The sequence below is a fragment of the Myroides gitamensis genome (assembly GCF_029894455.1).
GTDB lineage: Bacteria > Bacteroidota > Bacteroidia > Flavobacteriales > Flavobacteriaceae > Flavobacterium > Flavobacterium odoratum.
Genome location: NZ_JARYHN010000001.1, coordinates 3,281,741 through 3,304,925, shown reverse-complemented (window position 1 = coordinate 3,304,925; position 23,185 = coordinate 3,281,741). Strand labels below are relative to the sequence as shown.

17 protein-coding genes and 2 pseudogenes are annotated in these 23,185 nt (G+C 34.7%); 7 read left to right on the top strand and 12 right to left on the bottom strand.

The genetic code is table 11. The annotated features are described in order from the left end of the window. Position 1: 1 nt before the first annotated feature. The 11 genes and pseudogenes from DarG to flxA form a co-directional block, all read right to left on the bottom strand. Positions 2-406, bottom strand: coding sequence for a flexirubin biosynthesis protein DarG (gene DarG, locus M2306_RS14620; protein ID WP_115092089.1), 405 nt, complete (start codon positions 404-406; stop codon positions 2-4). A gap of 3 nt (positions 407-409) precedes the next feature. Further along, complete coding sequence (locus M2306_RS14615; protein WP_002988606.1) at positions 410-865, bottom strand: hotdog family protein; 456 nt, start codon at positions 863-865, stop codon at positions 410-412. Between the two features lie 6 nt (positions 866-871). Beyond that, entirely contained in the window at positions 872-1,306 is a 435-nt protein-coding gene (locus M2306_RS14610; RefSeq protein ID WP_115092090.1) for a hotdog family protein, read from the bottom strand. A 2-nt stretch (positions 1,307-1,308) separates the two neighbouring features. Further along, positions 1,309-2,443 (bottom strand): annotated as a pseudogene (darB, locus tag M2306_RS14605) (dialkylresorcinol biosynthesis protein DarB). Positions 2,444-2,448: 5 nt separating this feature from the next. Next, a complete protein-coding gene (locus M2306_RS14600; RefSeq protein ID WP_115092092.1) occupies positions 2,449-3,357 on the bottom strand; it encodes a flavodoxin in 909 nt (302 codons plus the stop codon). Positions 3,358-3,363: 6 nt separating this feature from the next. Beyond that, a pseudogene (locus M2306_RS14595) lies at positions 3,364-4,252 on the bottom strand (lysophospholipid acyltransferase family protein). A gap of 8 nt (positions 4,253-4,260) precedes the next feature. Beyond that, complete coding sequence (locus tag M2306_RS14590) at positions 4,261-4,509, bottom strand: acyl carrier protein (RefSeq protein ID WP_002988622.1); 249 nt, start codon at positions 4,507-4,509, stop codon at positions 4,261-4,263. 7 nt (positions 4,510-4,516) lie between these two features. Further along, positions 4,517-5,737 carry a beta-ketoacyl-[acyl-carrier-protein] synthase family protein gene (locus M2306_RS14585; protein ID WP_259189272.1) on the bottom strand — a complete coding sequence of 407 codons (1,221 nt, stop codon included), beginning with the start codon at positions 5,735-5,737 and terminating at the stop codon, positions 4,517-4,519. Between the two features lie 9 nt (positions 5,738-5,746). Beyond that, positions 5,747-6,478, bottom strand: a complete 732-nt coding sequence (gene flxB, locus M2306_RS14580) for a flexirubin biosynthesis SDR family reductase FlxB (protein ID WP_002988630.1) — start codon at positions 6,476-6,478, stop codon at positions 5,747-5,749. A gap of 10 nt (positions 6,479-6,488) precedes the next feature. Next, the gene (locus M2306_RS14575) at positions 6,489-7,604 is read right to left on the bottom strand and encodes a WG repeat-containing protein (protein ID WP_259189273.1); all 1,116 of its coding nucleotides are present in this window, start codon (positions 7,602-7,604) and stop codon (positions 6,489-6,491) included. Positions 7,605-7,608: 4 nt separating this feature from the next. Continuing rightward, positions 7,609-9,126 (bottom strand): flexirubin biosynthesis tyrosine ammonia-lyase FlxA, encoded by a 1,518-nt coding sequence (gene flxA, locus M2306_RS14570; RefSeq protein WP_259189274.1) that lies wholly within the window; start codon positions 9,124-9,126, stop codon positions 7,609-7,611. 104 nt (positions 9,127-9,230) lie between these two features. Between flxA and M2306_RS14565 the strand changes: the two genes are divergently transcribed. The 6 genes from M2306_RS14565 to M2306_RS14540 all read left to right on the top strand — a co-directional run bounded on the left by M2306_RS14565 (position 9,231) and on the right by M2306_RS14540 (position 20,514). After that, the gene (locus tag M2306_RS14565; protein WP_115092097.1) at positions 9,231-10,466 is read left to right on the top strand and encodes an NAD(P)/FAD-dependent oxidoreductase; all 1,236 of its coding nucleotides are present in this window, start codon (positions 9,231-9,233) and stop codon (positions 10,464-10,466) included. A gap of 2,672 nt (positions 10,467-13,138) precedes the next feature. Continuing rightward, entirely contained in the window at positions 13,139-13,558 is a 420-nt protein-coding gene (ybeY, locus tag M2306_RS14560; RefSeq protein ID WP_259190869.1) for an rRNA maturation RNase YbeY, read from the top strand. Between the two features lie 19 nt (positions 13,559-13,577). Further along, a complete protein-coding gene (gene mnmG / locus M2306_RS14555; protein ID WP_181816746.1) occupies positions 13,578-15,455 on the top strand; it encodes a tRNA uridine-5-carboxymethylaminomethyl(34) synthesis enzyme MnmG in 1,878 nt (625 codons plus the stop codon). 958 nt (positions 15,456-16,413) lie between these two features. Further along, the gene (locus M2306_RS14550) at positions 16,414-17,265 is read left to right on the top strand and encodes a class I SAM-dependent methyltransferase (RefSeq protein ID WP_115092794.1); all 852 of its coding nucleotides are present in this window, start codon (positions 16,414-16,416) and stop codon (positions 17,263-17,265) included. 268 nt (positions 17,266-17,533) lie between these two features. Then, complete coding sequence (locus M2306_RS14545) at positions 17,534-18,133, top strand: OmpH/Skp family outer membrane protein (RefSeq protein WP_002988652.1); 600 nt, start codon at positions 17,534-17,536, stop codon at positions 18,131-18,133. Between the two features lie 95 nt (positions 18,134-18,228). Further along, complete coding sequence (locus M2306_RS14540; protein WP_259190870.1) at positions 18,229-20,514, top strand: helix-turn-helix domain-containing protein; 2,286 nt, start codon at positions 18,229-18,231, stop codon at positions 20,512-20,514. A gap of 5 nt (positions 20,515-20,519) precedes the next feature. Here the strand turns inward: M2306_RS14540 and M2306_RS14535 are convergent, their stop codons facing one another. Next, complete coding sequence (locus M2306_RS14535) at positions 20,520-21,668, bottom strand: DNA polymerase III subunit (RefSeq protein ID WP_259190872.1); 1,149 nt, start codon at positions 21,666-21,668, stop codon at positions 20,520-20,522. A 325-nt stretch (positions 21,669-21,993) separates the two neighbouring features. On the opposite strand from M2306_RS14535, the gene M2306_RS14530 reads away from it, so the two are divergent. Further along, complete coding sequence (locus M2306_RS14530) at positions 21,994-23,184, top strand: phosphoglycerate kinase (RefSeq protein ID WP_115092102.1); 1,191 nt, start codon at positions 21,994-21,996, stop codon at positions 23,182-23,184. Position 23,185 lies beyond the last annotated feature (1 nt).

Sequence of the window (23,185 nt, the reverse complement as noted above, 5' to 3'; positions counted from 1 at the left end):
CTTATTTGCCGCTAAATGCTTTTAATTCCGCTACGGAAATATCAAAGGCATCAGCATATTTTTGTAGTACTTTCGTACTTAATTTTTTAAAAACATGAGGTTTGAAGTGTCGCTTTACGCGCCATCTCCAAAGCGAAACATAAGCACTTAACGTGGGTAAATCCATGCGATTTACTTCCATAAAGTACACGATAGGACTAACTAAACCATCTGCTACTTGTGACTTAGCTTCTTGTACGCGGGCATTGATTCCCTCTAACGTTGCTTCTTGCACGATGGTTTTGGTTTCCCAACCTGAGCTAAGCGCCGTGACATATTCCCCTTTTTCGTTTACGGCATAACACAATTCTTGAATGTCATTATTCAGTAAACTGCTTTTATCTTGTGGTACTTCAGACTCTTTCATAACTTATTGTTTTTGTAAGAAAAGGTTGACCTCTGCTCTCAATAAAGTTTGGGTCTCTATGCGAGTAATTACTTCAATCAAGCAAATTGAAAAATCATCTCCATCCATACGAGAAATTAGCTTGCCTTCGGTAAAAAGAACATCGTCAACTTGGGGTAATCCCAAGATTTCGACTTTTTTCATGGCACTAATAAATCCCAGTACGTTGACATTTAAACGTTCTTGGTGATTTTCATCAAAAAAGAACGTTTGCCCGACAATTGCAGAACAAGTTTGAGCTGCATTTTCCATTAATCCAGCTTCACAAAGTCTCTTATTTTCTACAAAAATATTATCTTCTGTCACTCTAAATCGGGTAGCAACACTATCGGTATTGATTGCTGTAATAATATCTACCATCAGCATTGGAGCGCGATGTGGCAAATAATTTTGTATTTCAATTACTTTAGTATTGACCATAAGGAATTAAGATTGTGCCAGAACTGTTTTCATTTGTCCTGTTGCTATTACGATATCATTACAAGTGGTAGTCAGTTCTACCAGAGTAACCCCCATAAACTCGTGTAAAATTTGAGCTCTTGTGATAAGTTGATCTCCCACTTTAGGCAATTGAGTAATTTCTATCTTTTTTATAGATCCAATATAACCTGTTGGTGCAGCTTTATCTTTTAGATAATAAGCATAACCTGTATGCAGTGCTACCGCCTGTGCCATATGCTCAATAATACCTGGTTCTTGCATGTATTCATTGGCCACACAAAGGTTATCCTTTTGAATAGACAAACCTGCTTCAATAAAATCATCTCCAAATTGATATAACGCATCAACCATAACAATAGGTGCACGTTGAGGAATTAAAGTTCCCACCAATTCTTTTGCTATCAATTCTTTTTTTTGCATAACTAAACTACTTTTAAATAGGCGTACGCATACGAAAATCGCCCACTTTCAGGAACAGATAATAAAATACGGTCTCCTGATTTTAACTGACCTGAATTCATCAATTCTTCAAACATCAAATAGATGGAAGCAGAACCTACATTTCCTACGTGTTTTAGATTCATAAACCATTTGTCTTTGGCAATTTCAATTCCCGCTTCGGCAAATTTGGTATATAAACCATCCACAAAGTAATGAGAAGATACGTGAGGTAAAAAATAATCAATATCATCTACTGTGATCTTGTTTTTTTCCAAGGTAGCTTTCATACTTTCAACCCCTTTATCTAAAATATTTTCGTTTAATATTTTTACGTCTTGTTTCAAAGAGAATACAGATTCCGTTAGCCATTCTTGTGCTGCATAATCGCTCCATGGCTTAATGCTTCCGTCGGCTAATTTATCTCCACCTGCATACATACAAGCTTCTAATTCAAAAGCATACGAATAATAATCCATCCACAAGATTTCAACAGATCTTTCTCCTCTTGGTTGATTTTCCAATAAGAAAGCTCCACATCCATCGGACAGCATCCAACGTAAAAAGTCCTTTTTAAACGCAATAATAGGAGTTTCCTCTAAGCACTTTAAATTCGCTACTTCCTCTTCAAACTTCTCAGATTTCATCCACGTTGATACGCGTTCAGAACCGGTACAAACTGCATTTGCTGCTGTATCCGCTTTGATTGATAAAAATCCAAATTTTAAGGCGTTCATTCCTGAACAACACACGCCAGAAGAAGAATTCAATTCTAACGACTTCGTTTTCATTAATCCGTGTACCATAGCTGCGTGTGACGGCAATAAACTATCGGGTGTTGAAGTTCCACAGGACAGTACTTCAATTTGGGATAATGCAAAATGAGAATCACATAAAGTCTGGATAGCTTCAAACGTCAACTGCGCATTGGTATGCGTTATTTTTCCTTGTTTTGTCAGCGCGTAATATCGCGTCTGAATTCCGTTATTTCTCAACACAATTCGACGTGCTTTAGACGCTTGTTGATCTATTTTTCCCAATACCTCTTCCATTTCATCATTAGAAACAGGTGAATTGGGTAAAAATTTTTGCGGCTCTGGTTATAAAAACTCTTCCCATAACGTTTACTTTATTCCTTGAAAATACACTTTATCGCGTTGGATTTTCTTGTATTTCAAAGGATACAAAAGGATATGAATTAAATGTACAATTGGTGAAATCAACCAAATAGCAACGAATAGATACACATTGAAACACTTTAATAAAAAAGGTCTTCGTTGTGGGCTACTTTTCAAAATCAATGAAGACCAAATCCCAAATAGTCGATTGGCTTTGCGATCCATTGACACCAAAAAATGGCGTACTTCTACTGCATCTTGTTGAATTAACTCTTCTTGTAATCCTTGATAATTAGTACTATATAAATATTTTCTTATTGTATCGCCAAATCGCTTACTTGCCAAAATTTCTTCTGGTGTAATACCTGGCTTTGGTAATATTCCATAAACCTTGCGTTGTTTTCCGGAGAACATCCAGTCAACAATCGTAATTACGCTTACTAAATTAATATTTCTATCCACAAGTGCAATATTGCCAACCAATATACCAGATACGGCTTGAATTTGCTTTTTCAATTTCTCTTGTGCCATGATCCACATGTTTCGACTTCCACTAACTGTTACCACGGGTGTATTGGCTAGTAGTTGTTTTGCATAATCGCTTTTCATGAAAGAATTAATAGGGATAGAAGGCGTTAAATACCATACTTGGTAACCAAGTATAACTAAATCGTATGTAGCACCTAAAATAGCCTCAGACGGCGCTATAAGGGGTTGTTCTATTTGTTTGAACGATTCTGGAAAAGCATCAAAGAAAGCTGCTTTCTTCCAGGGAAAAGCATACGGCTTCTCCATTTCAATATCATACCACGTTACATCAATGGCTTCATCCTGAACGAGAGGACTCACCAATTGATCTAATACCCGCTTTAACTGTCCGGATTGACTATAGTAAATAACTAATACACGCTTCATCGTCTTTTATTTAGTTTGGGATGGTTGTTCCCAAAAGTCGTAATAATTGAACCATTGTAAGGGATATTTTTTTACTATTTGCTCTACACTAGAACAATACGATTGGAGCAAGTGTTGCGCATCGCGGTGTTTGACTTCTGCCCGTCGAGTATATAAATGATAGTGTAAATTTTGCTCTTTCATTACATATACATAGGCAACAGGCACTTTCATACGCGATGCTATACTAAAGGGACCAGCAGGAAATACAGCTGATTCGCCTAAAAATTCTTCTTGTAAGGTTTTACTACCAGTAAAAAATCGATCCCCAGTAAAACAAATGATTTCATTATTTGACAAACAAGTATTAATCTCAAAAATATGAGACATATCCTCTCTCACAATAATAAAATTCAAATTCGTTTTAATCGAAATTTGATCAAAATACGCTTTGATAAACGTGTGTTCACGATCTGTTGTGACCAAATTAATTTGACAATCAAAATCAATATCAGCAAAGAAATATTCGGCAACTTCGAAATTGCCTACATGGGCACTAATTAAAATAGCTCCTTTTTTTTTCTGCTAGTAATTCTTTTAGAATTTCAATACCGTCAAAATCATAGGTAAATCGATTTCGCAATCCGATAGAAATTGCTGTTTTATCAATTAGTACCTGACCAAATCTAAAATAGCTGGCATACATCATGACTATCGACTTCAATACTGAGAATCGATGTCTACGATGAAGATAATAATAAAGGGCTTTATTTGACTTCCAAGCGGTACTAAAATAGTAAAAAGCTACAAATATCAGAACACTATAAGCCGTTCTAATACCGAGCTTTTTTATACATAAAACGAAAATTTTATACCCGAGTAAATTACCTTTAGATTTTCCTTGCCATTGAGCCATTGGTCATCTTACTTTTGTGTAATCTTGCGTTCAATTAAATCATAGAAATCTTGAAAAGTAACTATAGCTGTAAAATCCGCTTCGACTAATTTAACGCCGAAATTTGATTCAATTAACACCACCAAATCAACATAATCTAAACTATCTAAATTTAAGCTTTCTCTTAAATTATTTTCAGCTTCAATTACCTCTTGATCTACTTCAAACTCCTCAACTAAAATTTGATTAATTTTTTCAAAAATCTCTTTATTATCCATGTATCAACTATATTTTTTTAACTATAAGGGCAGAATTTGTACCCCCAAATCCGAAAGAATTGGACAAATATATATCAAATTTTTTATCTAACGTTTTTTTAACAATATTAAGTCTATTGGAGTCTTCGTCTCCGACTTCAAAGTTTTTATTTGGACTAATAAAATCTGCATTCATCATTAAGGTCGAATAAACCACTTCACTTGCTCCCGCCATCCAGCATTCGTGTCCTGTTAGGGACTTCGTTGAGGTAACTTGTGGCATACTATCCTTGAATACCTCATAAATAGCTTTGGCTTCATTGGCATCCCCTAATGGGGTAGAAGTTGCATGCGCATTGATATAGCCTACTTCATCCACAGCAATACCAGCATTTTCAATAGCTCTACGCATTGCGGTAGCTGGACCAACTACATTTGGTGTTGAAATATGCCCTCCATTAGACGAAAAGCCATATCCTATTACTTCTGCAATAATAGGTGCTCCACGCTCCATAGCAGACTCATAACTCTCTAAAATCAACGTTGCGCCTCCACCACTAGGAACCAGTCCATTTCTATTGGCATCAAAAGGGCGAGAAGCTTGAGCAGGATCTACTCCTTCTTCGGCAAATACCCCTAATCCATCAAAGCTGGCCATAGCAAAAGGATTGATTTCCTGAGCCCCACCACATATAACAATATCTTGCATTCCGCTTTTAATCATAGCAAATCCTAGACCAACGGCATGAGATCCACTTGCACAAGCGGCACTAATTGTCATATTAACTCCTCTTAATTTGAAAATGGTCGATAAATTCATCGTAACCGTAGAATTCATCGACTTAAAAATCGCACCAGAACCAATTAAAGCGGTATCCTTTTTATCTCTAAAGATATCCGTTGCTTCAATTACGGCTTTAGAGACGCTATCATTACCATATAAAATTCCGACTTCGCGTTGTTCTAAAAAGTCCATGCTGATTTGTGCATTCTTCAAAGCTTCCATCGTAGCCACATAAGCATACTCTGTTTCTTCTCCTACAGAAAGCCTTTGTCTGCGATTTAAATCAGCTTTTAAATCAGGACGGGGTACCATACCTGTAAAAGCAGAACGAAACCCCATTTCATGTCGTTGTTCATCGTATATGATTCCAGATTTCCCTTCATACAATGATGTTTTTACCTCGTCGAGATTCAATCCTAAACAAGAGTAAATGCCCATTCCTGTAATAACAACTCTTCTTTCCATCAAGCGTACTTATGAATAAATTCCACCATTGATATTAATCACTTCACCTGTAATATAGCCTGCTTTATCCGAAGTTAAAAAACCTACTAAATCTGCTACTTCTTCTGTTTTACCAAATCGATTCGCAGGAATTAATTTCACTAATTCTGCTGCGTCTAAATTGGCAGTCATATCGGTCTCAATAAATCCAGGTGCAACTGCATTTACTGTAATATTTCGCTTCGCAACTTCTTGTGCTAGTGCTTTTGTAGCACCCACAATGGCAGCTTTTGCCGCTGAATAATTGGTTTGCCCTGGCGTTCCCTTCATTCCTGAAACAGACACCATATTGACTATGCGTCCATATCGATTTCTCAACATCTTTTGAATGAAAAATTGCGTCACATTATAAAAGCCATTTAAGCTCGTTTGAATAACCGTATTCCAATCTTCATAAGACATCCACATAAACAATCCATCTCTTGTAACTCCAGCGTTATTTATAACAACTTCTACTATAGCTGTTGGATTATTTTCTACCCATTTCGATAAAACTTCCGTTACCTCTTCATTTTTACTCACGTCAAATCGAAGTATCTCTCCAGTTGCTCCTAATTGTTCAACTTCACGCAACGTTTCCAACGCTTTCTCTTCGTTAGATTGATAATTAATCAAAATGTGATAGTTCTTTTCTTGTGCTAAACGCAAGCAAATCGCTTTACCAATTCCTCTAGATCCACCAGTTACAATCGCGGTTTTCATTCGTTCTATTTTAATTATATAATTCTACATTTTTATACCATTTGCCTGTAAATAGATTTCCATTTACATCCAAAAAGCCCCATTTTTTGTTGTATTTAACGCGGATTAATCCCTCGTAAAATCCTTTGTTCTTTGCTTGAGGTGCGAATAAATGTGCATTAATTTTATATTGCGCAGGAATTACAATTTTTCCTGTTCTATCAATAAAGCCCCATTCTTGTAATTTTACTCCTGCCAGACCATCTTCAGTAAAAGATAAAGCATTTTCAAAGGTAAATGCTATTTTTTGTGCACCTTTTTCATCTATATATCCCCAATATCCATTTTGTCGTGCAGCTATCATTCCTTCATTCAACGGACCTAAATTATCATACTTCAAGGGAAGAACAACTTCTCCTTTATCATTAATGATTCCAAACTTTTTTCCTTGTTTGACAATAATGAAATCTGGATTTGTACTATTGATGACATCATCAACAAAAGGAATGGCTACTAATGTCCCTTCCCTCCATAAAAATAGCTGGTCCTCTTGTTTTACCCACGTTAATCCATTTTCATATTTACCTACGCTTTGATAGATAGGCGCAATGATTTCTTTTCCTTGATAATCGATGATTCCCCATCGTTTATCTAATGCTACTGACGTATAATCCGTAGTAAATCGCTTGATCACATCGTATTTTGGAGTTAAGACAATCGTTCCTTGACTATCAATCAAGCCTACTTTTTTCTCTACTCTATAGATAGATACTCCTTTGTAAAAACGATACTGTCTTGCATCAATTGTCGGATCTAAGTTTAATCTTTTTCCTTTTTTATCAATATAGAACCAGTCTTTATCAACTTTCACTAAAGCCAAACCTGAATTAAAATCCTTTGCATCATCAAAGGTCGGTTTAACCACCCAATTACCTTGGCGGTCAATATATCCCCATAAAACACCATCACTTACGCAAGCTAAATCATCAGCAAAAGAATTGGCTCCAACATATTTTGGAGCAATGGCATATTCACCCTCCTTATTCAAATAACCAAAGAGCTTGTTCTCTCTGACTAAGGCTAATTCTTGAGCTTGTACTAGACTAGTGCCCAAAAGCAGCAATAAAACAAGATAAATACGCACCATAATATTAAGCTTTTAAATATTCTTTAATCTGCTGTAAATACGGATATAAGGCTTGATCATCTGAAAATTCAGGGATAATCTGACGAATGTCCGTATACCATTTTTTGGTTGTTTCAGAAACCTTATCCTTATAAGCTAAAGCATCAATGGCCTGTACTAAAGTTAATATTTCAATAGCCATAACTTCAAAGCTATTCTCAATTAACTTATCACACAAGACTGCTGCGTTCGTTCCCATACTCACAATGTCTTGATTATCATTGTTATTTGGAATACTGTGAATGTACATCGACGTAGCTAATGCTTGACATTCCGCAGTAGTAGAAGTAGCTGTAAATTGTGCTCCTTGCATACCAAAGTTAAATCCTAATTTTCCAAGATTTACAAAAGGCGGCAATAATTCATTAATTTTAGCATTTAGCAAATAATTCAATTGGCGTTCCGCTAACATCGTCAAACGTGTAACCACCAATTTTAATTTATCCATTTCCAACGAAATATAATCGCCATGGAAATTTCCACCGTGATATACCTGTTGACTCTTAACGTCAATGACTGGATTATCATTGGCTGAATTCATTTCATTTTCAAGAACCTTTCCAACTTCTTGAATGGTATCATATATAGGTCCTAAAATTTGAGGAATACAACGAATGGAGTAATACTCCTGTACTTTATCTTTGAAGATTTCTTCTTGATTCGTACCATTATATAGGTGTTCCTCTCTTTTTTTAATCAACTGACTATCTTGTAAATTTTGGCGCATCTGCTGGGCAATATGTTGTTGTCCTTTGTGCAATTTAGCCTCGTTTAATTCAGCTGATAAGTGATCGTCATAAGCCGCTACTAGTTCATTGATTGCACAAGCTATTTTCACCGACCAATCCAATAGAATCTGAGCTTTGTTCCAATTTAAAATACCAATACCCGTCATAACTGACGTACCATTCATTAGAGAAATTCCCTCGCGGATACTGATGCGCATCGGAGTTACCTTTTCAAGTTCAAATACTTCCTTTGTACTTCTGCGTTCCCCTTTGTAAAAAACTTCTCCTTCTCCTATTAATACCAAAGCCAAATGAGCCAATTGAACCAAATCTCCACTTGCTCCAACTCCACCATGGGCGAAAATTAGAGGCGTAATTTCTTTATTCAATAACGTTCTCATCAACTCAATAACCTCCAAGTTAATTCCAGAATAACCTAAAGAAAGAGAATTTAAACGCGCTAAAATTGCAGCGCGAACTTGCTCAACGCTCAATGGATTTCCAATTCCAGAAGAGTGGCTTCGAATTAAATTATATTGTAGTGCAACACATTCCTCATCTTTAATACGATATTGAGCCATAGGGCCAAATCCTGTATTTACACCGTAGATTACTTTATTTTTTGCATAATCTTTTAAAAAGTTAAAACTTTCATCTACTCGCTCTTTTAATGCTGGAGCTAATACTAATTCTTGTTCAGCCTTTAGATATTCTACGAAATTTTCTAAAGATAAGAAACCATTCAACGTGTTCATTAACTTGGTATATTAGTTATATTTGTATCAGAATTTTATGCTCATTCATTTTGTGCATAAAACTGAGGCAAATTTAATACTATTAACATAATAAATAGCAAACAATGTCAATTGAAAATGTCGATGTTCTAATAATTGGAGCAGGTCCATCTGGAAGTGTTGCAGGCAGTTACTTACACAAAATGGGGGTAAATGTTAAAATTGTAGAAAAAACAAAGTTTCCTAGAATTGTTGTAGGGGAAAGCTTAATTCCTCGCGTTATGGATCATTTTGAAGCTGCAGATTTGCTACCTGCATTAAATACCTACAATTTTCAACCAAAACCTGGGGCGCGATTTATTCGAGGAAAAGAAATCTGTATTTTTGACTTTAGCGATAAATTTTCTACAGGTTGGGACTGGACTTGGCAAATTCCACGTGCTGATTTTGACAAAGCTATTACGGATGAAATGCAGCGCAAAGGCATCGATATTCAATTTGAAACAGAAGTAACTCAAGTGCAATTTGAAGGTACAGATTCAATAACGACCATTCAAAACATGGACGGAAAAGAATCTCAGATTCGCGCTAAATTTCTAATTGACGCCAGCGGATATGGACGTGTTTTACCGCGTATGCTTCACTTAGATGCAGCCTCAAAATTAAGTCCACACTCTGCCATTTTTAGTCATATTATAGATGAACGAAGACCTGATGGAGTAGAAGGAACGCAAATTTCTTTTGATATATTAGAAACCAAAGTATGGCTTTGGGTCATTCCTTTTTCGAACGGAAAAACAAGTGTGGGAATTGTAGGTCCTACAGATTATATTGAAAAATTAGGCGATACATCAACAGAAGCCTTGCAAAATGCCATTAATCTGTCTGATTTTTATATCAATCGCTTTGGTGGATTGCCTTTCGATTTCGAGCCTAAAAAACTATCAAATTACTCTACTAGTGTATCTAAAATGTTTGGTGAAGGTTATGTATTAACTGGAAATAGTACAGAATTTTTAGATCCTGTTTTCTCATCTGGCGTTTGTTTTGCGACTGAATCAGGCATGCTTGCAGCTAAATTAGCGATTCGAACACTACAGGGAGAAGCGGTAGATTGGCAAACCGAATATGCCGATTATATGAATGAAGGAATTGACGTTTTCACCACGTATATTCAAGAATGGTATACTGGAAACTTACAAGAATTATTCTTTCACCAACCTGAAAATGCCGATGTAAAACGCAAAATTTGTTCTGTTCTGGCTGGTTATGTTTGGGATAAATCCAATCCATTTGTCTTAAAACACAACAGTGTTATTCGCAATATGGCCCACTTAATTAAGATGGAAAAAGGCATTTAATTGCCTATTAAAATACTATTATATAGCAAAGCCTTATCTGATGGATAAGGCTTTTTTTTATTTTGTCTTCGGTCAAATTAGATCTAATTCATGTCTTTCAATCAACTTGAGCCGTCCAATTATTATGATCTATAAACACTAAATATAGCCTTATATCTTCTTTTGCTTTTATCCTTTTCTCGTAAATAAGAACGCATAAAACGAAAAATAAAACACAAAATAGGAGCAAACTATAGATATGATTTATCTTGGTTTTCCCCTTTTAAAAAGACCCTTTTCTTTCCAAAATTAGCCTACATGGTACAAAAAAATACGACGATTACACGATCCTTTTAAGTACTAAAAACAGCTTTTATTTTCTATTTATTTTACCTAAAAATGCACATTTTAACCCCTTACTTTTACCCCAATTGATCCAAATAATTGTGCTTAAAATTTCATATTTCATCCCCAAAAAACACGACGAAGTAGCCTCCATTTTACTATTTTTCTTCTCTTATTCCGGGTGTTTTTTACTGTTATCAAGCGAAAAAATACCATCCTGTTGTCTAGAGGAGCTAAAATCCTAAAAGTAAAAATATATCAATAATTAACTGATTTACAACATACTAACACTTATCAACAACACTTTTTTTAAAAGAGGCTAATTCACTGATTATGAAGGAAAACTAAATGAACAGTTTTTGTTGATAAGTATGGAAAGAATAGAATAAGTATTTTTTGTTTAGTTGAAATAAATTACAATACAGCATGAAGTAGGAACTATGCAAATTTATTTTTTAGATTCTATTAGCTAGATATCCATACTCAATTCACCACTTATCAACAGAAATACACACCCTAAGTTATATTAAACAGGCTGTTGATAACGGTTATTAACCGTGTTAATAAGATAGCTATTAAGCTATTTTAAAGCGTTTTAAGAAATGATAACCTGTTAATAAGTTTTTATAAGTCAAATCTCCAAATTCTGGCTTAAAAGTTATTGTACATATTAACAAACAATATAATAGAGAAGTTTTTTTTAAATTTTTAAAAAGATTTTAATTCTATTATTTATAGTGTTGATAACGTTGATAAGTCTGAATTTCTCTTCTTTGTTATTTTTGACTGTTGAATTGCTTTTTTTGTGGTTTTTGAAGGAGTAATTTTTTTTTGCTCGGCATGAGCTTTGCGTATAAATTTTTTCCCGTCCAAGTGATGGAAATATTGAAAATAGAAAGAAGCTTTTTTTGTGTTTTTATTTTTTTTGACACGTTGTAGTTTGCTTAAAAATAATTGTCTGTCCGGTGGGTCGAAATATTGAAAATGTAGAGGGATTTTTTAGTTGCTGGAATAGAAAATTTCGCCTTGTACTTTGTGTATCTATTTTCATCCGATACTTGGATAGATATAGTAAAAATAGAAGCGGTTCTTTTTTGTTTAGATTAATTTTTTTGAGGCTTATATTTTGCTCAAAAATTTCCTCCTGAGTACTTGGTTGAAATACTAAAAGTATAAGCGATCAAATTTCTTTGTGCATCTTCTTTTTCCTTTGGATTTATTTTTTTGAGGACTTGTATTTTGCTTATACATTTTCACCTGAGTATTTGGTTGAAATACTAAAAATAGAAGCGGTCAAATTTATTTGGCCATCTTATTTTTTCCTTTTGATTTATTTTTTTGATGGCTTGTATTTTGCTTATATATTTCACCTGAGTATTTGGTTGAAATACTAAAAATAGAAGCGGTCAAATTTATTTGGCCATCTTATTTTTTCCTTTTGATTTATTTTTTTGATGGCTTGTATTTTGCTTATACATTTTCACCTGAGTATTTGGTTGAAATACTAAAAATAGAAGCGGTCAAATTTATTTGGCCATCTTATTTTTTCCTTTTGATTTATTTTTTTGATGGCTTGTATTTTGCTTATACATTTTCTTCTTAATCTTCGGTTGAAATACGCGAAAGAGAAACAGAACATTTTCTAATTCGGATCTACATAACTTTTTGATTATTTTTCCTAGTTCTTGTATTTTACTTATTTGTTTTTTTCTTGGTCTTCATTCCAAATAATGAAAATAGGAGCGGAGCCGTTTTAGAATTTATACTTGTTAAGTCTTTTGTTTTTTATAGATCTTTTGTAATTGTCGTATAAAATTTTTTCTTGAAGGTTGATGGAAATGTGGAAAGTACAGCTTGCAGTTTTTTTATCCTGCTCCTCTCGTTGTTCGATTGGTTTTTTTCACCCCCTTGTATTTGGCGTATTTTTTTTTGCTGAGACTTGTCGCAGAATATTAAAATTCTGGCTAAAATCTTTTTAAAATTTGTTCGTAATTTCAAAACTCTTTTTCTTCCTACTGGGGTTTATTGTTGTATCTTTGAGAGATACTTTTTTAAAGAAGCGCCTGTATTTTGTTTATATGAAAATTGGAATTACTTTTTTCTTTTTACGCAAACTACAAGACGTTGTTTGTTCTAATTTCTTGGTTTATGGCTTGGCATTTTAGAACCCAGGAAATCTTTACGGTTTTTTAGCCGTTTAGTAGTGTTTAAGTTCTTATAGAACCAAATAGGGGTAAAGGGATGCTATTTTTTTTTAAATCGCTCTTTCTATTTAGGAATGTTTTTAGATTTCAGTGTATTACTGTTTTGATTTTCATCGTACCTTTGCCTGATATTTAGATTTTTATATGATAACTTTTAATTACGAACTAGATTTTTCACTCCAAAAAGAGGAACAATATGAAGCGTGGATTGAGTCCATTATTGCTTCGGAGGGTTTTTTAACGGGGGAAATCAACTATATTTTTTGTACGGATGAATACTTGCATGATATCAATGTAAAGTATTTGGATCACGACACGCTTACTGATATAATTAGTTTCGATTACACTGAAAATCAGGTAGTTGGAGGTGATATTTTTATTAGTATTGAACGTGTAAAAGATAATGCTGCTGATTTTGAGGTAGCATTTGATGTTGAATTGCTGCGTGTGATGGCGCATGGAGTTCTTCATTATTGCGGGTATAAAGATAAGGGGGAAGAAGACGAAGCTTTAATGCGTCAAAAAGAAGAAGAAAAGATGAAAATGTTCCACGTGGAACAATAATTGACTAGATTTTTTAAGAATGAGTATTTTTCAAGATATATATGATGTAATTGTTGTTGGTGGTGGACATGCCGGTTCCGAGGCAGCAGCAGCAGCAGCGAATATGGGATCAAAAACCCTTTTGATTACCATGAGCTTGCAGAATATCGCTCAGATGTCTTGTAATCCTGCCATGGGTGGAATTGCTAAAGGACAAATCGTACGTGAGATCGATGCATTGGGTGGATATTCAGGAATCGTGTCTGATCAGACGGCGATTCAATTTAAAATGCTGAATAAATCCAAAGGTCCAGCGATGTGGTCACCACGTGTGCAATCGGATCGTATGCGCTTTTCTGAGACTTGGCGCTTGATGTTAGAGGGAACTCCAAACTTGGATTTTTACCAAGATATGGTAAAATCGTTGTTGGTGAATAACCATAAAATTGAAGGTGTAGTGACAAGTTTGGGCTTAACCATCAAAGCGAAGACTGTAATTTTGACGAATGGAACTTTCCTAAATGGGTTAATTCATATCGGTGAAAAACAGTTTGGTGGGGGTAGAGCAGGAGAAGGTGCAGCTTTTGGTATTACAGAAGATTTAGTAAAACTTGGTTTTACTGCAGGACGTATGAAGACAGGAACTCCTCCACGAGTGGATGGACGCTCGTTAGATTATTCAAAAATGGAAGTGCAAGGCGGTGATGTTAACCCATCGAAGTTCTCTTATATGGATGTTACGTCGCCTTTAAAACAGCAAAGAGACTGTTTTATGACCTATACTTCTGGAGAGGTTCACGATCTACTTCGTGAAGGTTTTGACCGTTCTCCGATGTTTACAGGACGTATAAAAAGTCTTGGTCCACGTTATTGTCCTTCTATTGAAGACAAGATAAATCGCTTTGCTGATAAAGAAAGACATCAGATTTTTGTGGAGCCAGAAGGATGGAATACATGCGAAATTTACGTGAATGGATTCTCTACTTCGTTGCCTGAGGATATCCAATTTAAAGCGTTACGTGCAGTAGCAGGTTTTGAAAATGCAAAGATATTTAGACCAGGTTATGCTATCGAATATGACTATTTTCCACCTACACAATTGAAGCATACGTTAGAAACAAAATTGGTCGATGGACTGTATTTTGCAGGTCAAATTAACGGTACAACTGGATACGAAGAAGCAGCTTCTCAAGGATTGATGGCAGGTATAAATGCACACTTAAAAGTGCACGAAAAAGAGCCTTTAATCTTGCGAAGAGATGAAGCTTATATCGGAGTTTTGATTGATGATTTGATTACAAAAGGAACAGAAGAGCCTTATCGTATGTTTACTTCTCGAGCTGAATATCGTACTTTATTGCGTCAAGATAATGCCGATTTCCGATTGACACCGATGTCGTTTTCGATCGGTTTAGCTTCAGAAGAGCGCATGAGAAGAATGGAATATAAACGTGAGGAGTCGGAAAAATTCGTTGAGTTTTTCAAGGAAACAAGCGTCAAAAAAGAAGAGGCAAATCCGATTTTAGAAGCGAAAGGATCCTCTTTAATGAGTCAACCGGATAAGATGTTTAAGGTATTTTCGCGTCCACAAATTGAATTAGAGGACATCCTTAAATTCAAAAAAGTGGAGGAGTATATTGCTGAAACAGGCATCGATCAGGAGGTAATTGAGCAGGCAGAAATCCAAGTTAAATATTCTGGCTACATTGAAAAGGAAAAGAATAATGCGGACAAATTAACCCGTTTAGAGGACGTTAAAATACCAGAGAATTTTGATTATGATAAGATCGTTTCGCTGTCGTTTGAGTCCCGTGAGAAGTTCAAAAAGATTCGTCCAGTAACGATCTCTCAAGCCTCACGTATCAGTGGAGTAACCCCGACAGATATATCAATTCTATTGATCCATATGGGGAGATAAGAAATAGAGTAAAGGATTAGATAAGGATTGTTCCACGTGGAACAATCCTTATTTTTTTGTTTAGTAGTATCAAATTAACCCCCATCTTTACAATCAATTACAGCGTTAGTTAAAGTAAAGCATCAAGTGAGAAAGTGTTGTTATTCGCCTTCTAGACCAGAAAAAGCCACATTCGTTATTAGGACCTATTAAGAGATTTGAAATTGAAAAATGATTCTGTAAGGGCGAATTGCAATTTGTCCCTTGACTTGAAAAAATAAAATTTAGGGATAGAATTTAGCTACAGATTTTGACTTGAAAAATGATCTCGTAAGGGCGAATAGCAATTCGCCCCTTGATTTGAAAAATAAAATTTAGGGATAGAATTTACCTGCAGATTTGAAATTGAAAAACGATCCCGTAAGGGCGAATGGTAATTCGCCCCTTGAGTTGAAAAAATAAAATTTGTTGATGGAATTTAGCTACAGATTTAAAATTGAAAAATGATCTTGTAAGAGCAAATTGCAATTCGCCCCATGATCTGAAAAATAAAATTTATTGATGAAATTTAGCAGCAGATTTAAAATTGAAAAATGATCTTGTAAGAGCAAATTGCAATTTACCCCATGATCTGAAAAATAAAATTTATTGATGAAATTTAGCTACAGATTTAAAATTGAAAAATGATCTTGTAAGAGCAAATTGCAATTTACCCCATGATCTGAAAAATAAAATTTATTGATGAAATTTACCTGTAGATTTAAAATTGAAAAATGATCCCGTAAGGGCAAATTGTAATTTGCCCCTTGAGTTGAAAAATAAAATTTATTGAAAGAAATTTGATCAAATATTAATTTGAAAAAGAAGGTGCTTTTGTAGTAATAAATTTTAAATTTGAAAAGTCGATGGCTGAGGATTTAAAATTTTTATTGACGCATATAATCGAAAAATTGGAATTAGTTTGGATGAAATGAAAGACATGAATTTTACAAAAGATGAAAAATTTTTAGCGGTAAAAGATTACACCGTTTCTCAAGAAATATTTTCCTTATACTATAATCGTGCATATGATTTGTTGCTAACAGATCCAATTCCACCAAAAGAAATTTTAGGCAATTATTATCAAAGTGAAAATTATATTTCGCATACCGATGGAAAGCGAAATTTATTTGAACGTTTATACCAAGGAGTAAAAAAAATTGCTTTGCGCAAAAAAGTAGATTTATTATTTAAACAAAATAATACAGTTGGATCACTTTTGGATATTGGATGTGGTACAGGAGATTTTTTGGTCGAAGCAAAAAAAAGAGGGTGGACGACAACAGGATTTGAACCCAATGATAAAGCAAGCGAATTGGCTACTAAAAAAGGAATAACAATCGCAAAGCAATTGAGTGACCTGCCTGATCATTCTTTCGATGTAATTACCCTTTGGCATGTGTTAGAACATATACCTAATTTAGAGGAGCAAATTATAGCGTTACGTCGTTTATTAAAACCAGAAGGCAAATTGATTTTAGCAGTTCCCAATTACAAATCATACGATGCGATGCATTATAAAGAGTACTGGGCTGCTTTTGATGTACCTCGTCATATTTGGCATTTTTCACAAAAATCAATTGCTACAATTTTTGCGCAGTTTGATTTTAAAGTGGATGAATTACAGCCTATGCTTTTTGATAGCTTTTATGTTTCCCTTTTATCTGAAGAATATAAAAATGGAAAGAAGAATTGGATCAAAGCTTTTTTTGTTGGATTGCGTTCTAATGTAGAAGCAAGAAATTCGATGGAATATTCCTCTTTAATTTATTGTTTGTCCAAAACAGCCTAGTTCTTTCACTTTTGGACGTAAAAGTGTAAAAAGGAGTGATAAAAGCTATTTTAAAGCGTTTTAAGACACTTTTTACCTAAGAGGTAAGTGTATGTATAAAGAAAAAAAGATAATGGATGTATTTAAAGCTAAAAAAACCTATTTTAATAGATTTTATTTATGTAACTTGCTTTATATATAAGTATTATTTATTGTTAGATATAAATTGAAATAATGTAGTAAACATTAAAAGTTTTTTTAATTTTACATGTTTTTAAAAAAATCAAAAATGAAAAAAGGTATTTTCGTATTAGGATTAGCGGGATTGTTAGTTTCTTGTAACAACAATGCAAACACTGCTGCTACAACAGAATTTAAAACTGCGTATATTGATTCTTCTAAATTAATGACAGAATATCAAGAGGTAAAAGATATTGAATCAAAATACAAAATAAAATCTGAAGAGAAAGGGAAAGCTTTCGAAGGAGAAATTGCACAATTTCAACGTGAGGTTCAAAGCTTCCAAACTAATGCTGCTGAAAAAGGTCAAGCATGGGCTCAACAAAAAGGTGGTGAGTTACAACGTAGAGAACAACAGTTACAAGTTAAGCAACAAACTATTTTCCAAGAGTTACAAGCTGAAAGTACGAAAGAGATGGATTCTATCGTGAAGAAAGTAAAATCTCACATTGCTGATTATGCAAAGAAGAAGAACTTAGATTATGTATTTAATACAGAAGAGGCTTCTACTGTGATTTACGGTAAAGACGAGTATAATATCACTGAAGATATTATCAAAGAATTAAACGCAAAATACCAAGGTTCTGCAGCAGCTAGTACAGTAGATGGTAAAAAAGAAGCTACTCCTGCAGTAAAAGAAGAAAAATAATTATAGTTAATTACATATAGTATTCAAATAGTCCTAAGTATTCTTGGGACTATTTTTATTTATAAACCAATTTTAGTTTTATCTTACCTCAAAAAATGGAAAATTTTTCTAGAGAAGCCACGTATGTTTTACAGTTTATCAACGAGACCAAGCAGTCCATTTTTTTAACTGGAAAAGCAGGGACAGGTAAAACCACGTTGTTGAAAGAGATTGTCAATAGCACCCATAAAAATACCGTTATTGTTGCACCAACTGGTATTGCAGCGTTGAATGCAGGTGGTGTTACGATCCATTCTTTTTTCCATTTTCCGTTGGCTGCATTTATTCCAGATGCTGTTAATCCGCCTATTTTTAGTGAATATGTCAAGTTTGAAAATCGCGTTTCGATTAAGAAGCATTTTCGAATGAGCAATATGCGTCGATCCCTTTTTCTCAATTTGGAATTGCTTATTGTTGATGAAGTGAGTATGCTGCGTGCAGATGTATTAGATGCAATGGATTTTATGCTGCAGACCATTCGACGAAATAATAAGCCTTTTGGAGGCGTTCAGCTGTTGTTTATTGGAGATTTACTACAATTACCTCCTGTGGTAAAAAACGAAGAATGGGAAGTTTTACGTCGTTATTACGAAGGATCTTACTTTTTTCATTCCAATGTTATTCAAGGTAATCCACCGTTGTATATCGAATTGGATAAAGTCTATCGTCAATCCGATGATGCGTTTATTCAAATTTTGAATAACCTGAGAAATAATACCATTACCCCAGCTAATTTACAAGTGCTTAATCAGTATGTTAACCCAACCTTTGATCAGCAAAAAACAGCTGGGTATATTACATTGACCACGCATAATGCCAAAGCCGATACGATTAATTCAGATTCGCTAGAGGCATTAGAGGCAAAACCGTATACTTTTCAAGCCGAAGTTGTAGGTGAATTTCCAACGAATATTTATCCCATCGAAAATCAATTGCAATTGAAAGTAGGAGCACAGGTTATTTTTATAAAAAATGATTTGTCCTTTGAGAAGAAGTATTACAATGGCAAGATGGGGATTGTTCAAAAATTGAGTCCAAGTGAAATTTATGTCAAGTTTCCGGAGGAGAATCAAGTGATAGAAGTGGAACGTTATGAATGGCAAAACATTCGCTACAAAGTCAATCCGAATACAAAAGAAATTGAGGAAGAGCTTTTGGGAACTTTCACCCATTACCCTTTAAAACTAGCTTGGGCCATTACGGTTCACAAAAGCCAGGGATTAACCTTCGAGAAAGCGATTTTAGACGTTTCTAAGGTGTTTTTACCGGGTCAGGCTTATGTTGCCCTATCTCGTTTGAAATCACTGCAAGGATTGGTTCTTTTGACGCCTATTCAGATGAATGGATTAAAGAACGATTACGATGTCATGCAATACGCCAAAAACAAGGCCGATAAAGAGACCTTAGAAGAAGAAATACACAAGCAGACCTTGCTTTTCTTAGAAGAGCGATTGCAAGAAGCTTTTTCTTGGAAAGGATTGAGTCAAAATTGGCGCAATCACTTGTATTCATATAATGACGAAGCCGAGCGAAGCAAGAAGAGTGAATTTAAGAGTTGGACGATGAAAATTGTTCAAACGCTTGAAGAATTAGTCGTGCTAGCGGATAAATTTATCATCCAATTGAAGCGTCTTTTTCTGGAACCCACAGTGGATATTAATTTTGTAAAAGAACGCGTAGATAAAGCCTATGCTTATTTTTTCCCAACTTTAGACCACGTGGTGTTTGAATTGTTATTTACCATGGCTCAAGTGAGAGGTAAAAGACAAATGAAAACGTTTTTTACGGAATTAGAAGCTTTAGAAGATCAAACTATTAAAGTTGTTTTGGATGTAAAAAAGGCCAAACAAATTGTGGATTTGGTAATCAAAAAGGAGCGTTTAACCAAAGAGAATTTAAGAAGTTTAGAGGTAGGGGAGTATCGAATTAATCACCTCACTCATATTGCTTCTCTTTTGCGTACGAGTCGATTGGATTTACAGGACGATTATGATTTAATTGAAGATCTTAAGACCAAAGACAAGGAAAAAAAAGAAAAAAAGAAAAGTACTTTTGCTATTACGTATGAGCTGTGGATGGATGGACTACGTGTAGATGCTATTGCACAAGAACGCAAGTTAACACCAACAACTATTTTTTCGCATTTAGCTAAATTGATTTCGGATGGTAAGATTCAATTAAATGAAGTGCTAGATCAAGACAAAATAGAGCGATTACAGCAAGTATTTACTTCACACGAAGGCAAACCTCTTGCGGAAATAAAAAATGCCTCAAATAACGAATTTACTTGGGAAGAATTAAAATTATACCAACGTACAATACCAGATAGCGAAACAGAATAGTTTCGCTATTTTTTGTGAATCAAACGCGTTAATTTGATCGATAAGTCAGTGAAAATCATTTTGCTGTTTCCGTTGCGCTCAATGTGGTACATCGCTTGAGATAGTTCTTCAAAAATCTCATCCATATTGGCACCATTGACAAAAGGAGCAAAATTTTCTAACTTAAATTTATCTACAGACGTTTGATAATATACTAGATTAGGCGACTGATAATTGTATAAAAGCGCTTGTCTAAATAGTTCAATACAAAATTCTAAAAACTGCTTTTGTTGCTCTCTTCCTAAGGTTGCTAAATCTTCGCTCCACTCAATCAAGTTCTTAATTACCGCGGCGTTGCCTTTTGCTCGAAAAGCAGCACGTACCCAGGTAACAAATTTTTGTTCAAAATCAGCCGAATCAGCAGCATTGGAAACCAACTGTAAAGCTTTGTTGTAGTTGCCTTGTGCTTGACGTGCAAGTAATGCGGCTTGTTGTGCATCACAATGCTGATTAGCCACGAGTGCTTGTTCTATTTCAACGCTGTTTAGGGCGTTAAAACGCAATAATTGACAACGCGATAAAATCGTTTGAAGAATGGATTGCTCATTTTCGGCAATCAAAATAAAAATAGTCTTAGCAGGCGGTTCTTCCAGAATCTTTAAAATCTTATTGGAAGCCTCTGTATTGAGTTTATCGGCCATCCAAATAATCATAATTTTATATCCTCCTTCGTAGGATTTTAAAGCTAGTTTTTTCAGAATTTCACCCGCTTCATCCACGCCAATTTGACCTTGTTTATTTTGAATATCAATGTGGTTATACCAATCAAAAAGACTGCCATAAGGATTTGCTTTTAGAAACGCTCTCCACTGTTCGGCAAATTTATCACTTGTTGGATGTTTGGTTACCTCACTTGTAGTAGCTACAGGATAAACAAAATGTAAATCGGGGTGCATTAAGGCATTGAATTTGATATTACAACTTTCGTTTCCACCGGTGTTTTCACCTCCCGTATTTTTGCAAAGTAAATACTGTGCATAGGCAATTGCCATAGCTAATGTTCCTGTTCCTTCTTGCCCAATAAATAATTGAGCATGAGGAATTCGACCTGTGCTAGCACTTTGAAGTAAGTGATTCTTGATGTGGTTTTGACCAACGATTTCTGAAAATAACATAATGCAAATATAAACGATTTCTTTGGGTATGAGGAAGTCAAAAAAAAGAAAACTTTACGAGTATTTACGGGGTACTATGCTAACTTGATTTGGATTAAGTTTGAATTAAGTGGGGATGAAGTTCGAGAAAAAGCTCATTTTTCAAGGTTGATTCAAAGAAGAGTAGGAGTTGATTTGAACAAAGTAGTTTTCTTCAGTAGAAAATATTCCATAATTGATGCATAAAAAAAGGAAAGGGTATAGAATAATCAAAAATAAACGCCCATTGGATTTTAAAAAGATTTATATTTGCGTTAATCAGAACATATTTTAGAAAAATACAATTATGAAAACAATTGATAATGTGAATTTTAAAAATAAAAAAGTATTAATTCGCGTTGATTTTAATGTACCTTTAAATGAGGCTTTTGAAGTAACAGATACCAATCGTATCGAAGCTGCAAAACCGACAATTGAAAAGGTAGTAAACGATGGAGGAGTGGCTATATTAGTTTCTCATTTAGGTCGTCCAAAAGGAGAAAAAAATGATGCCTTTTCACTGCGCCATATTGTTGCAAAGACAGAAGAGGTACTAGGAGCTAAAGTTACATTTGTTGCTGATTGTATTGGTGAAACAGTAAAAACTGCGGTAGAGCATAGTCAACCTGGAGACATTATTTTATTAGAAAACTTGCGTTTTTATGCGGAAGAAGAAAAAGGAGAGGAGCAATTTGCAGCTGCATTAGCATCAATTGCTGATTTTTATATTAATGATGCTTTCGGTACAGCACACCGCGCACATGCTTCTACAACGATTGTAGCTAAATTTTTCCCGAACGATAAGTGTTTTGGCTATTTATTAGCGAAAGAAATTGAAAGTATTGACAAGGTTTTGAATAGTTCTGAAAAACCAGTTACCGCTATTTTAGGTGGTTCAAAAGTTTCTTCTAAAATTACCATTATCGAAAATATCTTAGATAAAGTCGATCATATGATTATTGGTGGAGGAATGGCCTTTACTTTCGTTAAAGCCTTAGGTGGAAGTATTGGAAATTCACTTTGTGAAGACGATAAATTAGAATTGGCGATGCGCATTATGGAACAAGCGAAAGCGAAAAATGTTCAAATTCACTTGCCAATTGACGTAGTAGCCGCGGATGCATTTGCTGCAGATGCAAATACACAAATTGTGAATGTAAATGCAATTCCAGCTGGATGGCAAGGACTAGATGTAGGTCCTGAAACATTAGCTAGCTTGAAAAAAGTGATTTTAGATTCAAAAATCATTCTTTGGAATGGACCGTTAGGGGTATTTGAGATGGATAAATTTGCCAATGGAACCATTGAATTAGGAAACTTCATTGCTGAAGCTACTAAAAATGGAACATTCTCTTTAGTTGGAGGTGGAGATTCTGTTGCAGCGGTTAAGCAATTTGGTTTAGCTCCAAAAATGAGTTATGTATCGACTGGAGGAGGAGCTATGTTAGAAATGTTAGAAGGACAAATATTGCCTGGTATCAAAGCAATACAAGAATAAT

Coding starts and splice junctions, on each gene's coding strand:
- DarG (WP_115092089.1), bottom strand. CDS start 406: ATGAAAGAGTCTGAAGTACCACAAGATAAAAGCAGTTTACTGAATAAT.
- M2306_RS14615 (WP_002988606.1), bottom strand. CDS start 865: ATGGTCAATACTAAAGTAATTGAAATACAAAATTATTTGCCACATCGC.
- M2306_RS14610 (WP_115092090.1), bottom strand. CDS start 1,306: ATGCAAAAAAAAGAATTGATAGCAAAAGAATTGGTGGGAACTTTAATT.
- M2306_RS14600 (WP_115092092.1), bottom strand. CDS start 3,357: ATGAAGCGTGTATTAGTTATTTACTATAGTCAATCCGGACAGTTAAAG.
- M2306_RS14590 (WP_002988622.1), bottom strand. CDS start 4,509: ATGGATAATAAAGAGATTTTTGAAAAAATTAATCAAATTTTAGTTGAG.
- M2306_RS14585 (WP_259189272.1), bottom strand. CDS start 5,737: ATGGAAAGAAGAGTTGTTATTACAGGAATGGGCATTTACTCTTGTTTA.
- flxB (WP_002988630.1), bottom strand. CDS start 6,478: ATGAAAACCGCGATTGTAACTGGTGGATCTAGAGGAATTGGTAAAGCG.
- M2306_RS14575 (WP_259189273.1), bottom strand. CDS start 7,604: ATGGTGCGTATTTATCTTGTTTTATTGCTGCTTTTGGGCACTAGTCTA.
- flxA (WP_259189274.1), bottom strand. CDS start 9,126: ATGAACACGTTGAATGGTTTCTTATCTTTAGAAAATTTCGTAGAATAT.
- M2306_RS14565 (WP_115092097.1), top strand. CDS start 9,231: ATGTCAATTGAAAATGTCGATGTTCTAATAATTGGAGCAGGTCCATCT.
- ybeY (WP_259190869.1), top strand. CDS start 13,139: ATGATAACTTTTAATTACGAACTAGATTTTTCACTCCAAAAAGAGGAA.
- mnmG (WP_181816746.1), top strand. CDS start 13,578: ATGAGTATTTTTCAAGATATATATGATGTAATTGTTGTTGGTGGTGGA.
- M2306_RS14550 (WP_115092794.1), top strand. CDS start 16,414: ATGAATTTTACAAAAGATGAAAAATTTTTAGCGGTAAAAGATTACACC.
- M2306_RS14545 (WP_002988652.1), top strand. CDS start 17,534: ATGAAAAAAGGTATTTTCGTATTAGGATTAGCGGGATTGTTAGTTTCT.
- M2306_RS14540 (WP_259190870.1), top strand. CDS start 18,229: ATGGAAAATTTTTCTAGAGAAGCCACGTATGTTTTACAGTTTATCAAC.
- M2306_RS14535 (WP_259190872.1), bottom strand. CDS start 21,668: ATGTTATTTTCAGAAATCGTTGGTCAAAACCACATCAAGAATCACTTA.
- M2306_RS14530 (WP_115092102.1), top strand. CDS start 21,994: ATGAAAACAATTGATAATGTGAATTTTAAAAATAAAAAAGTATTAATT.